Origin of the sequence: Enterobacter cloacae complex sp. P27C (genome assembly GCF_014895705.1) — a bacterium.
Classification (GTDB): domain Bacteria; phylum Pseudomonadota; class Gammaproteobacteria; order Enterobacterales; family Enterobacteriaceae; genus Enterobacter; species Enterobacter bugandensis.
In genome coordinates, this window is sequence record NZ_JADBQB010000015.1 from 25,229 (window position 1) to 41,926 (window position 16,698).

Annotated in this window: 13 protein-coding genes and 2 tRNA genes; 2 read left to right on the forward strand and 13 right to left on the reverse strand. The window is 54.6% G+C overall.

Annotated features, from left to right (window positions below; genetic code table 11):
• Positions 1–38: 38 nt before the first annotated feature.
• Positions 39–1,046: a luciferase-like monooxygenase gene (locus IM291_RS20895; protein WP_192987590.1), complete on the forward strand. Its 1,008-nt coding sequence runs from the start codon at positions 39–41 to the stop codon at positions 1,044–1,046.
• A gap of 84 nt (positions 1,047–1,130) precedes the next feature.
• Here the strand turns inward: IM291_RS20895 and mtr are convergent, their stop codons facing one another.
• The 12 genes from mtr to IM291_RS20955 form a co-directional block, all read right to left on the reverse strand.
• Positions 1,131–2,375: a tryptophan permease gene (mtr, locus tag IM291_RS20900; RefSeq protein WP_028014544.1), complete on the reverse strand. Its 1,245-nt coding sequence runs from the start codon at positions 2,373–2,375 to the stop codon at positions 1,131–1,133.
• A gap of 142 nt (positions 2,376–2,517) precedes the next feature.
• A complete protein-coding gene (locus IM291_RS20905; protein WP_041907893.1) occupies positions 2,518–4,413 on the reverse strand; it encodes a DEAD/DEAH family ATP-dependent RNA helicase in 1,896 nt (631 codons plus the stop codon).
• On the reverse strand, positions 4,406–4,486 hold the full coding sequence (gene yrbN, locus IM291_RS22140; protein WP_100122156.1) for a protein YrbN: 81 nt from the start codon (positions 4,484–4,486) through the stop codon (positions 4,406–4,408). Before yrbN ends, IM291_RS20905 begins: the two co-directional genes overlap by 8 nt.
• A gap of 107 nt (positions 4,487–4,593) precedes the next feature.
• A complete protein-coding gene (gene nlpI, locus IM291_RS20915; RefSeq protein ID WP_028014546.1) occupies positions 4,594–5,478 on the reverse strand; it encodes a lipoprotein NlpI in 885 nt (294 codons plus the stop codon).
• Positions 5,479–5,586: 108 nt separating this feature from the next.
• A complete protein-coding gene (gene pnp, locus IM291_RS20920; protein ID WP_028014547.1) occupies positions 5,587–7,725 on the reverse strand; it encodes a polyribonucleotide nucleotidyltransferase in 2,139 nt (712 codons plus the stop codon).
• Positions 7,726–7,967: 242 nt separating this feature from the next.
• On the reverse strand, positions 7,968–8,237 hold the full coding sequence (gene rpsO / locus IM291_RS20925; RefSeq protein ID WP_003861789.1) for a 30S ribosomal protein S15: 270 nt from the start codon (positions 8,235–8,237) through the stop codon (positions 7,968–7,970).
• Positions 8,238–8,391: 154 nt separating this feature from the next.
• Positions 8,392–9,342 carry a tRNA pseudouridine(55) synthase TruB gene (gene truB / locus IM291_RS20930; protein WP_045260076.1) on the reverse strand — a complete coding sequence of 317 codons (951 nt, stop codon included), beginning with the start codon at positions 9,340–9,342 and terminating at the stop codon, positions 8,392–8,394.
• Complete coding sequence (gene rbfA, locus IM291_RS20935) at positions 9,342–9,746, reverse strand: 30S ribosome-binding factor RbfA (protein WP_041907887.1); 405 nt, start codon at positions 9,744–9,746, stop codon at positions 9,342–9,344. Before rbfA ends, truB begins: the two co-directional genes overlap by 1 nt.
• A gap of 101 nt (positions 9,747–9,847) precedes the next feature.
• Complete coding sequence (gene infB, locus IM291_RS20940; RefSeq protein WP_041907885.1) at positions 9,848–12,535, reverse strand: translation initiation factor IF-2; 2,688 nt, start codon at positions 12,533–12,535, stop codon at positions 9,848–9,850.
• 24 nt (positions 12,536–12,559) lie between these two features.
• Positions 12,560–14,062: a transcription termination factor NusA gene (gene nusA / locus IM291_RS20945; protein WP_014885374.1), complete on the reverse strand. Its 1,503-nt coding sequence runs from the start codon at positions 14,060–14,062 to the stop codon at positions 12,560–12,562.
• Between the two features lie 28 nt (positions 14,063–14,090).
• Entirely contained in the window at positions 14,091–14,543 is a 453-nt protein-coding gene (gene rimP / locus IM291_RS20950; protein WP_014833432.1) for a ribosome maturation factor RimP, read from the reverse strand.
• A gap of 207 nt (positions 14,544–14,750) precedes the next feature.
• Positions 14,751–14,827: transfer RNA gene (locus tag IM291_RS20955), tRNA-Met, on the reverse strand.
• 287 nt (positions 14,828–15,114) lie between these two features.
• Between IM291_RS20955 and argG the strand changes: the two genes are divergently transcribed.
• Positions 15,115–16,461 (forward strand): argininosuccinate synthase, encoded by a 1,347-nt coding sequence (gene argG / locus IM291_RS20960; RefSeq protein ID WP_028014551.1) that lies wholly within the window; start codon positions 15,115–15,117, stop codon positions 16,459–16,461.
• A gap of 148 nt (positions 16,462–16,609) precedes the next feature.
• Here the strand turns inward: argG and IM291_RS20965 are convergent.
• Positions 16,610–16,696 (reverse strand) — tRNA-Leu (locus IM291_RS20965).
• Positions 16,697–16,698 lie beyond the last annotated feature (2 nt).

Consider the following 16,698-nt stretch of genomic DNA (forward strand, 5'->3'; position numbering starts at 1 on the left):
GCAGTATTAAAGATTGACCGTCGACAAAGTGAGCTGTTATGACTGACAAAACCATTCCGTTTTCGGTGCTGGATCTGGCGCCGATCCCACAAGGCTCCTCGGCAAGAGAAGCCTTCACGCACTCTCTCGATCTGGCTCAGCTGGCCGAAAAGCGTGGCTATCACCGCTACTGGCTGGCAGAACATCACAACATGGTCGGCATTGCCAGCGCCGCTACATCGGTGCTGATTGGCTACCTGGCAGCGAATACCACCACTTTGCACCTTGGCTCCGGTGGCGTGATGCTGCCGAACCACGCCCCGCTGGTGATAGCCGAGCAGTTCGGGACGCTGAACACCCTCTATCCGGGCCGTATTGACCTGGGGCTTGGCCGCGCGCCGGGCAGCGACCAGCCGACCATGCGCGCCCTGCGCCGCCATATGAGCGGCGATATCGATAACTTCCCGCGCGACGTGGCGGAACTGGTGGACTGGTTCGACGCGCGCGATCCGAACCCGCACGTGCGTCCGGTGCCGGGCTATGGCGAGAAAATCCCGGTGTGGCTGTTAGGCTCGAGCCTGTATAGCGCGCAGCTCGCCGCGCAGCTGGGGCTGCCGTTCGCGTTCGCCTCCCACTTCGCGCCGGATATGCTGCATCAGGCGCTGCACCTCTACCGTACGAACTTCAAACCGTCCGAGCGTCTGGAGAAGCCGTACGCGATGGTGTGTATCAACATCATTGCCGCTGACAGCAATCGCGACGCGGGATTCATGTTTACCTCTATGCAGCAGGCGTTTGTGAAGCTGCGCCGCGGCGAGACGGGCCAGTTGCCGCCTCCGGTGGAAAATATGCATCAGCTGTGGTCGGCCTCCGAGCAGTATGGCGTGCAGCAGGCGTTGAGCATGTCGTTGGTGGGTGATAAGGCAAAAGTGCGTCACGGGCTGGAAGCAGTGCTGCGTGAAACGCAGGCGGATGAAATTATGGTCAACGGCCAGATTTTCGATCACCAGGCGCGTTTACATTCGTTTGACCTGGCAATGCAGGTGAAAGAAGAATTGGTGGGGTAGTTTTTTGCCGGATGGCGGCTTCGCCTTATCCGGCCTACGCGATCCCTGTAGGCCCGGTGAGCGTAGCGCCACCGGGCAATGTGTTTACTGGTACACAGGCAACAGGTTAAAGCTCGACAGCACGTGAACCAGCGCGTTACCCACCCCAAATACCAGGATCAGCGCAATCATCGGTTTACCGCCCCAGACGCGGAATTTCGGGCTGCCGAAGCGTTTACGTGATTTACGTGCCAGCAGCGCTGGCACAATCGCCGCCCAGATGGTGGCCGCCAGCCCTGCATAGCCGATGGCGTACAGGAAACCGTTCGGCCACAGCAGACCGCCGACAATCGGCGGCAGGAAGGTCAGCAGCGCCGTCTTGAAACGCCCCATCGCAGAATCGTCAAAGCCAAACAGATCTGCCAGGTAGTCAAACAGGCCCAGCGTCACACCGAGGAATGAACTCGCCACCGCAAAGTTGGAGAAGACCACCAGCAGCAGATCCAGACTGCGGCTGTTCAGTACGCCGCTCAGAGCCTGCACCAGCACGTCAATGTTACCGCCCTTTTGCGCAATGCCGATAAACTCCGGGCGCGGGATGTTGCCCATTGTCCCCAGCAGCCAGATGACGTACAGCCCAAGCGCCAGCAGCGTGCCGTAGACCAGGCACTTCACGATGGTGCGCGGATCCTTGCCGTAGTACTTCATCAGGCTCGGCACGTTGCCGTGGTAGCCGAACGACGCCAGACAGAACGGCAGAGTCATTAGCAGATACGGCGTGTAGGAGGTATTAACTTCCGCAACGTTAAACAGCGTGGCGGGCGTAACGTGCCCCAGCAGGCTGCCGAAGGTCAGGAAGAAGGTGATGACCTTAGCGCCCAGCACAATCGCCGTCATTCGGCTCACCGCTTTGGTGCTCATCCAGACGATAAACGCCACGCCCAGCGCAAAGCAGAGTCCCGCCAGACGCGCCGGAACGTTCAGCGACATCTCCGAAAAGGTGTGATGCAGAATCGAGCCGCTTGCTGAGATGTACGCGTAGGTCAGGATGTAGAGCACAAATGCGATGGAAAGGCCGTTCACCAGGTTCCAGCCTTTGCCCAGCAGATCTTTGGTGATGGTGTCGAAGCTGGAGCCAATGCGGTAGTTCAGGTTCGCTTCAAGGATCATCAGGCCGGAATGCAGCATGCAGAACCAGGTGAACACCAGCGCGGCCAGCGACCAGAAGAACCACGCACCGGACATGACCACGGGCAGGGAAAACATCCCGGCACCTATAATGGTTCCGCCGATGATCACCACGCCGCCAAGCAGCGAAGGTGACGTTTGGGTGGTGGTTAGTGTCGCCATACAGCCTTTTCTCCAGTTAATCATGCGGTTCTGCATTTTAGTGCGATGCACTGTACCAGTACAAGAGTACAAAGGGAATAAAAAAAGCCCCGATAGCGTGTATCGGGGCTGTATATTTTACTTTACGTCAGAAGCGAAAGGCTTACGCGTCACCGAAACGACGACGGCTGGTGCCTTCTTCACGACGTGGGCCACGGCTTTCGCGGCGCTCGCCGGAGAAACGACGACCTTCACCACCGCGACCTTCACTGCGACCGCCTTCACGACGCTCGCCGCCGAAACCGCGACCACCGCCACGACGTTCTCCACCGCGGTCAGGACGTGGCTGTGCATCGCCCAGCAGCTGCATGTTCATCGGCTTGTTCAGGATGCGGGTGCGAGTAAAGTGCTGCAGTACTTCGCCCGGCATGCCTTTTGGCAGTTCGATGGTAGAGTGGGATGCGAACAGCTTGATGTTACCAATGTAACGGCTGCTGATGTCGCCTTCGTTAGCAATCGCGCCAACGATGTGACGAACTTCAACACCATCATCACGGCCCACTTCAATGCGGTACAGTTCCATGTCGCCAGCGTCACGACGCTCACGACGTGGACGGTCTTCACCACCACGCTCTGGACGGTCGCCGCGTGGACCACGGTCGTTACGGTCGCCACGACGTTCGAAACGATCGTCACGGTCACGGAACTCACGCTTAGGACGCATCGGTGCATCTGGTGGCACGATCAGGCTACGTTCGCCCTGAGCCATTTTCAGCAGTGCTGCAGCCAGAGTTTCCATGTCCAGCTCTTCGCCTTCAGCGACAGGCTGGATCTGCGACAGCAGCGCGCGGTACTGATCCAGATCGCTGCTTTCCAGCTGCTGCTGTACTTTCGCGGCGAATTTTTCCAGACGGCGTTTGCCCAGCAGGTCTGCGTTTGGCAGGTCGGCTTCTGGAATGGTCAGCTTCATGGTGCGTTCAATGTTGCGCAGCAGACGACGCTCGCGGTTCTCAACGAACAGCAGCGCACGGCCAGCACGACCCGCACGACCGGTACGACCGATACGGTGAACGTAAGACTCGGAGTCCATCGGGATGTCGTAGTTTACAACCAGGCTGATACGCTCAACGTCCAGACCACGTGCTGCCACGTCTGTTGCAATCAGGATATCCAGACGACCGTCTTTCAGACGTTCCAGCGTCTGCTCACGCAGGGCCTGGTTCATGTCGCCGTTCAGCGCTGCGCTGTTGTAGCCGTTACGCTCCAGCGCTTCAGCCACTTCCAGGGTCGCATTTTTGGTACGCACGAAGATAATCGCCGCATCAAAATCTTCCGCTTCCAGGAAACGGACCAGCGCTTCGTTTTTGCGCATGCCGTACACGGACCAGTAGCTCTGGCTGATGTCCGGGCGAGTGGTCACGCTGGACTGAATACGCACTTCCTGCGGCTCTTTCATGAAGCGGCGGGTAATGCGACGGATCGCTTCTGGCATGGTTGCAGAGAACAGAGCGGTCTGGTGACCTTCCGGGATCTGCGCCATGATGGTTTCTACGTCTTCGATGAAGCCCATACGCAGCATTTCATCTGCTTCATCCAGTACCAGGCCGCTCAGTTTAGAGAGGTCCAGAGTACCGCGCTTCAGGTGATCCAGCAGACGGCCCGGCGTACCGACGACAATCTGTGGGCCCTGGCGCAGGGCGCGTAACTGCACGTCATAACGCTGGCCGCCGTACAGGGCTACCACGTTTACGCCGCGCATATGTTTAGAGAATTCCGTCATTGCTTCAGCAACCTGAACAGCCAGTTCACGAGTTGGAGCCAGGACGAGGATCTGCGGTGCACGCAGGTCCGGATCGATGTTGTTCAGCAGCGGCAGCGAGAACGCTGCAGTTTTACCGCTACCAGTCTGGGCCATGCCCAGCACGTCACGACCAGAAAGCAGATGCGGGATACATTCTGCCTGGATCGGAGATGGTTTTTCGTAACCCAGATCGTTAAGGGCTTCAAGGATAGGAGCCTTCAGGCCCAGATCTGCAAAAGTGGTTTCGAATTCAGCCATGTAGTACGAGTGCCTCAATGTCAATGGCGGCCAGTCTACTTAGCTCATCGTGAAAATGATTAGCAATTTTCATTGAAAAGTGTGAACCGGCTCAAAGTAGGTGTATTGACGAACAACAACGCCCTCACCAGTGAAGGTGATGGCAATCAAAAGATTACGGGCTGATGTTTATGTCGTCAGCTATTGCTGGTCCGATTCTGCCAGGTCGTCTTGCTCCTGGCCCAAGAGCGATAATTCCAACAATGCATAACGGTGCTCAACGAAGTTATGTACGTTGTTAGCAACCGCTAATTTGAACAGTGCCGTAGCGCTGTCCATATCCCCCAGACTTAGGTAGTACTTACCTAAATAGAAGTTGGTTTCACTGAGATGCTCAGCGAGCGAGGTGTTATCCGTTGCGTCCGCCTTGAGGCGTTCCATCAGCGTTGCTTCGCTAATGTTGCCCAGGTAGAACTCGACAATGTTCCATCCCCACTGTTCCTTATCCGATTTCTCGAAGCGCTGTTGTAGTGCTTCTTTTGCCTGCTTCTCATCGAGCTTCCGCTCAACGATGTAAAGCCACAGGCTACGGAAAGGATCATTAGGATCGTCTTGATAAAACGCCAGCAGATCATCTTGCGCTAACTTGTCACGACCGCCGTAATACAATGCGATACCGCGATTCAAGTGCGCGTAGTTGTAAGTTGGATCAAGCTCAAGTACAGAATCAAACGCTTCATAGGCAGCATCAAAATTGCCTGCCTGCGTTAAATAAATGCCTAAGTAATTGAATACTTCAGGCATATCAGGTCGGATAGCCAGCGCTTGTGAAAAATCATTTCGCGCTAATGCCCTCAGACCGAGACTATCATACAACACTCCGCGCTCATATAAAAGCTGTGCGCGTTCGTCATCGGTTAAAGCCCGACTGGCAAGTATTTGTTCCATGCGTGCCAGAATCACTTCCTGCTGCAAAGTCGGTTGCAATGGCACTGCGAGGACTTCGCTCTTACGCCAGGCAGAGTTGCTGCATCCTGCCAGCGTTAAAGCTGTCGCAACGAAACACCAGCGCAAAAAAGGCTTCATTTCCCACTCCCGAAGACAACTATTGGATGAACGTCCTGTCCCCCGGCGGCTTAACAAGGCGTCCTGCCTGATAACAGGCCCTCCGCAAAGCGGAGGGCAAATGGCAACTTACTCGCCTTGCTGTTCAGCAGCCGGAGCTTCCGGTGCCGCAGCAGGTTGAGACTGCTCGGTTGCTTCTTTAATGCTCAGACGGATACGGCCCTGACGGTCAACTTCCAGAACCTTAACCGGCACTTCCTGACCCATCTGCAGGTAATCGGTCACTTTCTCAACGCGCTTGTCAGCGATCTGAGAGATGTGAACCAGACCTTCTTTACCGCCACCGATGGCAACGAACGCACCAAAGTCAACGATACGGGTCACTTTACCCGCGTAGACGCGGCCCACTTCGATTTCAGCAGTGATTTCTTCGATGCGACGGATAGCGAATTTCGCTTTCTCGCCGTCGGTTGCTGCGATCTTCACAGTACCGTCATCTTCGATTTCGATGGTGGTGCCGGTCTCTTCGGTCAGCGCGCGGATAACAGAACCGCCCTTACCGATAACATCTTTGATCTTGTCTGGATTGATCTTGATGGTGTGAATACGCGGAGCGAATTCAGAGATATCACCGCGTGGCGCGTTGATAGCCTGTTCCATCACGCCCAGGATGTGCAGACGCGCACCTTTAGCCTGGTTCAGAGCAACCTGCATGATCTCTTTGGTGATACCTTCAATTTTGATATCCATCTGCAGGGCAGAGATACCGTCGCGGGAACCCGCTACTTTGAAGTCCATATCACCCAGGTGGTCTTCGTCACCCAGAATGTCAGACAGAACAACGAAGTTGTCGCCTTCTTTCACCAGACCCATTGCGATACCCGCAACGGCGGCTTTGATCGGCACGCCCGCATCCATCAGCGCCAGAGAGGCACCACATACGGAAGCCATGGAAGAAGAACCGTTGGATTCGGTGATTTCAGAAACCACGCGAACGGTGTACGGGAATTTGTCAGCTTCCGGCATCACTGCCAGCACGCCGCGCTTCGCCAGACGACCGTGACCAATTTCACGACGCTTCGGTGAGCCAACCATACCGGTTTCGCCCACAGAGTACGGAGGGAAGTTGTAGTGGAACAGGAAGTTGTCAGTACGCTCGCCCATCAGTTCATCGATGATCTGTGCGTCACGTGCGGTACCCAGGGTTGCGGTAACCAGCGCCTGCGTTTCACCACGGGTGAACAGCGCAGAACCATGAGTACGCGGCAGTACGCCAGTGCGTACGTCCAGACCACGAATCATGTCTTTTTCACGGCCATCGATACGCGGCTCGCCTGCCAGTACGCGGCTACGAACAACGTTTTTCTCGATAGCGTGCAGAATTTCGCCAATTTCGTTAGCGTCCAGCGTTTCGTCTTCGGCAACCAGGGTCGCGGTTACTTCAGATTTGATCGCGTCAACCTGAGCGTAACGCTCCTGTTTGTCGGTGATGCGGTAAGCGTCGCTCAGACGAGATTCTGCCAGTGCCGCAACGCGTGCGTTCAGCGCGTCGTTTGCTGCTTCTGGCTGCCAGTCCCAACGTGGCTTACCGGCTTCTTTCACCAGGTCGTTGATGTTCTGGATAACAATCTGCTGCTGCTCATGACCGAACACCACAGCGCCCAGCATCTGGTCTTCGCTCAGCAGTTCAGCTTCGGATTCAACCATCAGCACAGCCGCTTCAGTACCGGCAACAACCAGGTCCAGCTTACTTTCTTTCAGCTCTTCCTGAGTTGGGTTCAGCACGTACTGGTCGTTGATGTAACCGACGCGCGCGGCACCGATTGGGCCATTGAATGGAATACCAGACAGTGACAGGGCAGCGGAGGCACCGATCATCGCAACGATGTCCGGGTTAACCTGTGGGTTAACGGAAACAACGGTCGCAATAACCTGCACTTCGTTAACGAAGCCTTCCGGGAACAGCGGACGAACCGGGCGGTCAATCAGACGCGCGATCAGGGTTTCGCCTTCGCTTGGACGGCCTTCACGACGGAAGAAGCCACCCGGGATTTTGCCGGCAGCGTAGGTACGCTCCTGGTAGTTAACGGTCAGCGGGAAGAAGTCCTGACCTGGTTTAGCTTTTTTCTGGCCCACAACGGTCACGAATACCGCGGTGTCATCCATGCTTACCATAACGGCAGCAGTCGCCTGGCGTGCCATCATGCCGGTTTCCAGCGTGACGGTATGTTGACCATACTGGAATTTACGAACGATCGGATTCAGCAAAATTCTATCCTTTCTTAAATGTATGACAGCACACCGCCGGCGTGCTGTCGATTTAACCCGACCTTCTTCGCATCCTCGCGACTAATGACAACCGACACCCCCATGGGTGAAGCCTCTCATTAGCCGCGCGAACCTCTGCAATGAAGATCATTTATAGCAACAATACAATAGTTTCCATTGAATTGCTGCCGTCTGGTTGAAAAAAGGGGCCATCAGGCCCCCTTTTCTGAAACTCGCAAGACTTAGCGACGCAGACCCAGACGCTCGATCAGCGCGGTGTAGCGTGCAACATCTTTACGCTTCAGGTAGTCGAGCAGTTTACGACGCTGAGAAACCATGCGCAGCAGACCACGACGGCTGTGGTGATCTTTTTTGTGCTCTGCAAAGTGACCCTGCAGGTGGTTAATCTGTGCAGTCAGCAGTGCAACCTGAACTTCGGTAGAACCGCTGTCGTTAGTACCACGACCAAACTCAGAAACGATTTTAGCTTTAGCTTCAACGCTTAGAGACATTTTCAAACTCCAAAGTATAAAAAATGTAAGGGTGCCGATCTCTAATTCAGCGACCCCATGTACGCCCCGCAGATTGTTAAACAATTTACCGGGCGTTAAGCGGCGATATTCTACTCGTCTCCCCTGCTTATCGCAAGGTGAGGCGTAATCACCGTCACGCGTCGACCGGATATTCGACGACCAGACGACGCGGCGCAACGCGCCCTTCACCGTCCATTTCGCCCATACCGATGAATTTCCCTTCGTCACCTTCCGTCACGCGTACAAGTCCATCCAGCGGCGCATCCGCCGTACGAACCGGGTTTCCGTTCTTAAAGTAAACGGACGATGTTAAAGGAAGATTAACGATCGGGAAGTCCGCTGCCGGACTGTCCATTGGCATCAGCAGTGGATCCAGCAAATCTGCTGGTTCCACTCCCTGCGCTTGTGCCTGCTCAGCCAGCGCGCGCAGCTGCTCAAGCGTCACCATGCGTTCCACCGGATATTTACTGACCGCCAGACGACGCAGGTAGATCACATGCGCGCCGCAGCCCAGCTTTTCACCCAGGTCGTCGATGATGGTGCGAATATAGGTCCCTTTCGAACAGTGGACTTCCAGCTCCAGCTCGTCACCTTCGTGGCGAATGAACAGCAGCTCATACACGGTTATCGGACGCGCTTCGCGCGGGACGTCAATTCCCTGGCGCGCATATTCGTAGAGCTTCTTGCCCTGATATTTCAGTGCCGAATACATCGACGGCACCTGCATCGTGTCTCCGCGGAAGCTCTCCAGGGCCGCATCAAGCTGTTCAGCGCTGAAGGTCACCGGGCGCTCTTCCACCACCTGACCATCCGCGTCGGAGGTATCCGTACGCTGGCCAAGTTTAGCGATAACGCGGTAGCGTTTATCGGAATCGAGCAGGTACTGGGAAAACTTTGTCGCTTCACCCAGGCAAATCGGCAGCATGCCGGTCGCCAGCGGATCCAGCGCGCCGGTGTGGCCCGCACGGTTAGCGTTATAAATACGTTTCACTTTTTGCAGCACGTCGTTACTGGATGCACCCTGCGGTTTATCCAACAGCAGCACGCCATGCACGTCGCGACCGCGACGACGAGGACGACTCATCAGTCCTCCTTGCTGTCGTCCGTCGGGTTAACACGACGTTCGTCGTCATGTTTCACCACGCTGGTCACCAGGTTGGACATGCGCATACCTTCGACCAGCGAGTTGTCGTAGAAGAAGGTCAGCTCGGGAACAATACGCAGGCGCATCGCTTTGCCGAGCAGAGAGCGGATGAAACCAGAGGCTTCCTGCAGTGCTTTAATGCCGTTCTTCACCGCCGCTTCGTCCTGATCGTTCAGGAAGGTCACGAACACTTTGGCATAGGCCAGGTCACGAGACATTTCCACGCCAGAGACGGTGGTCATCATACCGATACGCGGGTCTTTGATTTCGCGTTGCAGGATAAGCGCAATCTCTTTCTGCATCTCCTGCGCCACGCGCTGTGGGCGACCAAATTCTTTCGCCATAATAAATTCTCCAGACAAAAAAGGGGCTAAAAGCCCCTTTTAAAATTATTGCCGGGTGGCACGAGGCGATCCCGGCCTACATATGGACTTATCCCTAAGGATTAGTCGATGCTGCGTTGGATCTCGATGATTTCGAACACTTCGATCATATCGCCAACGCGAACGTCGTTGTAGTTCTTAACGCCGATACCACATTCCATGCCGTTACGGACTTCGTTAACGTCATCTTTGAAGCGGCGCAGGGATTCCAGCTCGCCTTCGTAGATAACCACGTTGTCACGCAGTACGCGGATTGGGTTGTGACGCTTGATGGTACCTTCGGTAACCATACAGCCCGCGATCGCACCGAATTTCGGTGATTTGAACACGTCACGCACTTCAGCCAGACCGATGATCTGCTGTTTCAGCTCAGGAGACAGCATACCGCTCATCGCGGCTTTCACTTCGTCGATCAGGTTATAGATGACGGAGTAGTAGCGCAGATCCAGGCTTTCCGCTTCGATCACGCGGCGAGCAGATGCATCAGCACGCACGTTGAAGCCAACCAGGATAGCGTTGGACGCCGCAGCCAGGGTTGCGTCGGTTTCGGTGATACCACCTACGCCAGAACCGATGATCTTCACTTTCACTTCGTCGGTAGACAGTTTCAGCAAGGAGTCGGAGATCGCTTCCACAGAACCCTGAACGTCCGCTTTCAGAACGACGTTCACTTCGTGAACTTCGCCTTCAGCCATGTTCGCAAACATGTTCTCAAGTTTAGATTTCTGCTGACGCGCCAGCTTAACTTCACGGAACTTGCCCTGACGATACAGTGCCACTTCACGCGCTTTCTTCTCGTCACGCACAACGGTCACTTCATCACCGGCAGCCGGAACACCGGACAGCCCCAGGATTTCCACTGGAATGGACGGACCTGCTTCCAGCACTTCCTGACCCAGTTCGTTACGCATCGCACGAACACGACCGTATTCGAAGCCACACAGAACGATGTCGCCCTTGTTCAGCGTACCTTCGCGAACCAGAACCGTTGCAACCGGACCACGACCTTTATCCAGGAAGGATTCGATTACCGCACCGCTCGCCATACCTTTACGAACGGCTTTCAGCTCCAGAACTTCGGCCTGAAGCAGGATAGCGTTCAGCAGGTCGTCGATACCAGTACCCGCTTTTGCAGATACAGGGATGAACTGCGCTTCGCCGCCCCACTCTTCCGGCATAACGCCGTACTGAGACAGTTCGTTCTTCACGCGGTCCAGATCGGCTTCTGGCTTATCGATTTTGTTGACCGCAACAACCAGAGGCACCTGCGCCGCTTTCGCGTGCTGGATAGCTTCAATGGTCTGTGGCATAACGCCATCGTCTGCTGCAACAACCAGTACAACGATATCCGTAGCCTGAGCACCACGAGCACGCATTGAGGTGAACGCTGCGTGGCCTGGGGTATCCAGGAAGGTGATCATGCCGTTTTCGGTTTCTACGTGGTAAGCACCGATGTGCTGGGTAATGCCACCCGCTTCGCCGGAGGCAACTTTCGTAGAACGAATGTAGTCGAGCAGAGAGGTTTTACCGTGGTCAACGTGACCCATGATGGTCACAACCGGTGCACGCGGTTCAGCCGCAGCGCCAGTGTCACGGTCGCTCATTACTGCTTCTTCCAGCTCGTTTTCACGACGCAGGATAACTTTGTGGCCCATCTCTTCGGCAACCAGCTGTGCGGTTTCCTGGTCGATAACCTGGTTGATGGTCGCCATTGCGCCCAGCTTCATCATCGCTTTGATGACCTGAGAACCTTTAACCGCCATCTTGTTCGCCAGATCGCCAACGGTGATGGTTTCGCCAATCACGACGTCACGGTTAACCGCCTGAGCTGGCTTCTGGAAGCCCTGCTGCAGAGAGGAACCTTTACGCTTACCGCCTTTACCACCGCGAACCGCTGCACGAGCTTCTTCGCGGTCAGCTTTAGATTCAGCGTGTTTGTTACCTTTCTTAGCCGGACGCGCGGCTTTTGCATTACGACCACGGCCACGGCCGCCTTCTACTTCACGGTCGTTATCATCTTCAGCCTGACGCGCATGCTGAGAAGTGGTCACGTGATAGTCGCTGGTGTCTTCAGTCGGTTCAGCGGTATTCACGCCATTCTTCTCGTTTTCTTCTGCCATACGGCGCGCTTCTTCAGCGACGCGGCGAGCTTCTTCTTCCAGCTTACGGCGGGCTTCTTCTTCCGCTTTACGCTTCAGCTCGGCAGCTTCATTTTCACGGCGGGCTTTTTCAGCCTGGGCGGTTTTGGTCATTTCGTCTGTCTGTTGATTGCTCACTTTGTCTTTTTCCGCAGCGTCACGCTTCACTTTATCACTGGCGTCGCGTTTCGCTTTTTCTGCGGCCTCACGTTCAGCTTTTAATTCTGCTTCACGTTTGGCGGCTGCTTCCGCCTCACGCTGAGCTTGTTCTTCCGCTTCACGCTGTGCCTGCTCTTCCGCGGCAAGGCGTTCTGCCTCTTGCGGATCACGTTTTACAAAGGTGCGCGTCTTGCGGACTTCAATTTGTACCGATTTGCTTTTGCCACCGGTACCAGGAATGTTTAACGTGCTGCGCGTTTTGCGCTGCAGCGTTAACTTGTCAGGCGTAGAACCGTGTTCGCGGTTCAGGTGCGTTAACAAGGTTTGTTTTTCTTGCGCGGTCACCGAGTCATCAGCGGACTTCGGGATCCCTGCATCAGCAAATTGCTGTACCAGGCGGTCCACGGAGGTCTGAATCTCAGCAGCCAGCGATTTTACAGTTACATCAGTCATGCTGTTCCTTCCTGCTACAGTTTATTACGCTTCGTCGCCGAACCAGCAAATATTACGTGCGGCCATGATGAGTTCGCCGGCTTTCTCGTCGGTTAAACCTTCGATATCGGCCAGGTCATCAACGCCTTGCTCAGCGAGATCTTCCAGCGTACAAACACCACGGGCAGCCAGCTTGAACGCAATCGCACGATCAAGACCTTCCAGATTCAGCAGGTCATCAGCCGGCTTCTTATCGCCAAGGCTTTCTTCCTGAGCCAGTGCCAGGGTGGTCAGTGCGTTTTTAGCGCGTTCACGCAGGGCTTCAACGGTTGGCTCATCCAGACCGTCAATTTCCAGCAGCTCTTTCATTGGCACATAGGCCAGTTCTTCCAGCGTAGAGAAACCTTCTTCTACCAGAACAGTGGCGAAGTCTTCGTCAATGTCGAGGTATTTGGTGAAGGTATCGATCGCCGCATGGGCTTCAGCCTGATGCTTAGCCTGCAGGTCATCAACGGTCATGACGTTGAGTTCCCAGCCGCTCAGCTGTGACGCCAGGCGTACGTTCTGACCGTTACGGCCAATCGCCTGCGCCAGGTTGCCCGCTTCAACAGCGATATCCATGGTGTGTTTGTCTTCGTCAACAACGATAGACGCGACATCAGCCGGAGCCATTGCGTTGATCACGAACTGCGCCGGGTTGTCGTCCCACAGAACGATATCAATACGCTCGCCGCCCAGTTCGGTAGAAACCGCCTGAACGCGCGCACCGCGCATACCGACGCAAGCACCGACCGGGTCGATACGCTTGTCGTTGGTTTTCACCGCAATTTTCGCACGAGAGCCTGGATCGCGAGCTGCTGCTTTGATCTCAATAACTTCTTCGCCGATTTCCGGCACTTCGATGCGGAACAGTTCAACCAGCATTTCTGGTTTAGAACGGGTCACGAACAGCTGTGCACCACGCGCTTCAGGGCGCACGGCGTACAGAACACCACGAATACGGTCGCCCGGGCGGAAGTTTTCACGCGGCAGCATGTCTTCACGCAGGATCACGGCTTCAGCGTTGCCCGGCATCCCTTCGGATTTAATTTCCAGAGAGATGTTGTCACGGTTTACTTTCTTCACCACGCCGGTGATGATTTCGCCTTCCTGATCGCGGAACTGATCAACAACCAGCGCGCGCTCGGCTTCGCGCACTTTCTGCACGATAACCTGCTTAGCGGTCTGGGTGGTGATACGGTCGAAGGTCACAGATTCAATCTGATCTTCAACGTAGTCACCAACGTTCAGACTTTCGTCTTCAAAACGTGCCGCTTCCAGGGTGATCTCTTTGGTCGGCTGGGTCACTTCTTCAACGATTACCCAACGACGGAATGTATCGAAGTCACCGCTTTTACGATCGATTTCTACGCGAACATCGATCTCTTGTTCGTATTTTTTCTTGGTTGCTGTAGCCAGTGCACTTTCCAGCGCTTCGAAAATTTTCTCACGCGGCAGTGATTTCTCGTTGGAGACGGCTTCAACAACAGCCAAAATTTCTTTGTTCATCGCGGGCTTTTCACCTCAATCCAGACTGTTAAAAGTGGGGAACCAGGTTCGCCTTCTGGATATTACTCAGCGCGAACACTTCATCTTTGCCTTCGACTGTTACCGTGATCATTTCACCATCAACGGCTTTGATAATTCCCTGCCATTTACGGCGGTTCTGTACGGCCATACGCAGAACGAGAGCCACTTCTTCACCGGTAAAGCGCACATAGTGCTCGGCCGTGAACATCGGGCGATCCAGGCCAGGTGAGGAAACTTCCAGGTTGTACGCAACGGTAATCGGGTCTTCAACATCAAGAACCGCACTCACCTGGTGGCTGACATCAGCACAATCATCAACATTGATGCCATCTTCACTATCAATATAGATGCGCAGCGTCGATGTACGGCCGCGAACGAATTCGATGCCGACCAGTTCGTAGCCCAGTGCTTCGACCGGTGCAGTAATCATCTCTGTTAATTTTTGCTCTAATGTGGACAAGCCCACCCCCAAGACATAAAAAAAGGGCGTAAAGCCCAGTTATTCTGTAGTCAGATAACAAAAAACCCCGATAAATCGGGGCTTTAGATAACTGAACCCTATAGCCACAACTGTGGCCTGGAGCACTCTCCGAAAGAAGTTTTTCAAATCCAGCTACGAAGGCTCTAAGTCTTCACAGTATATTTGAAAAAGAACTTTATGGGAAAGTGGTTGCGGGGGCCGGATTTGAACCGACGACCTTCGGGTTATGAGCCCGACGAGCTACCAGGCTGCTCCACCCCGCGCCTGAAACGTGGCAAATTCTACGCGTTTTGGACAGAATTTGCAAATAATGCTGGGATTTGGTACCGAAGACGGGACGTAAAATCGGCGTTTAGTATATTGATAGTTGACCCCACCTGTCAACCCAGCTTCCGCCAGAGAGAACAGACCAAATTTTTTACAAAAAACGCATGAGTCTCTTCCGGTATTCGATAAAAGATGATTAAATGAATACTCACTTATTTTGCATAAAAATGCACAAGAGAACGAAAGCGGTCTCTAATCAGTCAATCAAGCAGGGTTTTATTCTATGACGACGATTCTCAAGCATCTTCCGGTAGGACAACGTATTGGCATCGCTTTCTCAGGCGGCCTGGATACCAGCGCTGCACTGCTGTGGATGCGCCAGAAGGGAGCGGTTCCGTATGCATATACTGCGAACCTGGGTCAGCCGGATGAGGACGATTACGACGCTATTCCTCGTCGCGCTAAAGAGTATGGCGCAGAAAACGCGCGACTGATTGACTGCCGTAAGCAACTGGTTGCAGAAGGTATCGCCGCTATTCAGTGCGGTGCGTTCCATAACACCACGGGCGGCCTGACCTATTTCAACACCACCCCGCTGGGTCGTGCCGTCACCGGCACCATGCTGGTTGCCGCCATGAAAGAAGATGGCGTAAACATCTGGGGTGATGGCAGCACCTATAAAGGCAACGATATCGAACGTTTCTATCGTTATGGCCTGCTGACCAACGCGGAGCTGCAGATCTATAAGCCGTGGCTGGACACCGACTTCATCGACGAGCTGGGTGGTCGTCATGAGATGTCTGAGTTTATGATTGCCTGCGGTTTTGACTATAAGATGTCCGTCGAGAAAGCCTACTCCACCGACTCCAACATGCTGGGTGCGACGCACGAAGCGAAAGACCTGGAATTCCTGAACTCCAGCGTGAAGATCGTTAACCCGATCATGGGCGTGAAGTTCTGGGACGAGAGCGTGAAGATCCCGGCAGAAGAAGTGACCGTGCGTTTCGAACGTGGTCATCCGGTTGCCCTGAACGGTAAGACCTTCTCTGACGACGTTGAACTGATGCTGGAAGCAAACCGCATCGGCGGTCGTCACGGTCTGGGCATGAGCGATCAGATTGAAAACCGTATCATCGAAGCGAAAAGCCGCGGTATCTATGAAGCTCCAGGGATGGCGCTGCTGCACATCGCTTACGAGCGTCTGCTGACCGGTATTCACAACGAAGACACCATCGAGCAGTATCATTCTCATGGTCGTCAACTGGGCAAACTGCTGTATCAGGGTCGCTGGTTCGATCCGCAGGCGCTGATGCTGCGTGACGCACTGCAGCGTTGGGTAGCGAGCGCGATCACCGGTGAAGTGACCCTGGAACTGCGTCGTGGTAACGACTACTCCATTCTTAACACCGTGTCGGACAACCTGACCTATAAAGCCGAGCGTCTGACCATGGAAAAAGGCGAGTCTGTGTTTTCTCCGGACGACCGTATTGGTCAGTTGACCATGCGTAACCTGGACATCACCGATACCCGTGAGAAGCTGTTCAACTACGTTGAGAATGGTCTGCTCTCCGCGAATTCCGGTAACGGCCTGCCGCAGGTTGAAAACCTGGAGAATAGCGATAAGAAGTAATCGCTGATGAAACATGCAAAAGGCGCCCTATGGGCGCCTTTTTGTTTGGCTTTTGTAGGGCGTGTAAGCGCAGCGCCACCGGGCCTACGAACGGCAAAAACTACAGACGAAAAAAAAGACGCCTTTCGACGTCTTTCTTCTGGAATATTGGTACCGAGGATGGGACTCGAACCCACAAGCCCGTTAGGGCACTACCACCTCAAGGTAGCGTGTCTACCAATTCCACCACCTCGGTAC

What these genes read in the sequence shown, in the direction of transcription:
- IM291_RS20895 (WP_192987590.1), top strand. Translation starts at nt 39, where the DNA reads ATGACTGACAAAACCATTCCGTTTTCGGTGCTGGATCTGGCGCCGATC.
- mtr (WP_028014544.1), bottom strand. Translation starts at nt 2,375, where the DNA reads ATGGCGACACTAACCACCACCCAAACGTCACCTTCGCTGCTTGGCGGC.
- IM291_RS20905 (WP_041907893.1), bottom strand. Translation starts at nt 4,413, where the DNA reads ATGGCTGAATTCGAAACCACTTTTGCAGATCTGGGCCTGAAGGCTCCT.
- yrbN (WP_100122156.1), bottom strand. Translation starts at nt 4,486, where the DNA reads ATGAAAATTGCTAATCATTTTCACGATGAGCTAAGTAGACTGGCCGCC.
- nlpI (WP_028014546.1), bottom strand. Translation starts at nt 5,478, where the DNA reads ATGAAGCCTTTTTTGCGCTGGTGTTTCGTTGCGACAGCTTTAACGCTG.
- rpsO (WP_003861789.1), bottom strand. Translation starts at nt 8,237, where the DNA reads ATGTCTCTAAGCGTTGAAGCTAAAGCTAAAATCGTTTCTGAGTTTGGT.
- truB (WP_045260076.1), bottom strand. Translation starts at nt 9,342, where the DNA reads ATGAGTCGTCCTCGTCGTCGCGGTCGCGACGTGCATGGCGTGCTGCTG.
- rbfA (WP_041907887.1), bottom strand. Translation starts at nt 9,746, where the DNA reads ATGGCGAAAGAATTTGGTCGCCCACAGCGCGTGGCGCAGGAGATGCAG.
- infB (WP_041907885.1), bottom strand. Translation starts at nt 12,535, where the DNA reads ATGACTGATGTAACTGTAAAATCGCTGGCTGCTGAGATTCAGACCTCC.
- nusA (WP_014885374.1), bottom strand. Translation starts at nt 14,062, where the DNA reads ATGAACAAAGAAATTTTGGCTGTTGTTGAAGCCGTCTCCAACGAGAAA.
- argG (WP_028014551.1), top strand. Translation starts at nt 15,115, where the DNA reads ATGACGACGATTCTCAAGCATCTTCCGGTAGGACAACGTATTGGCATC.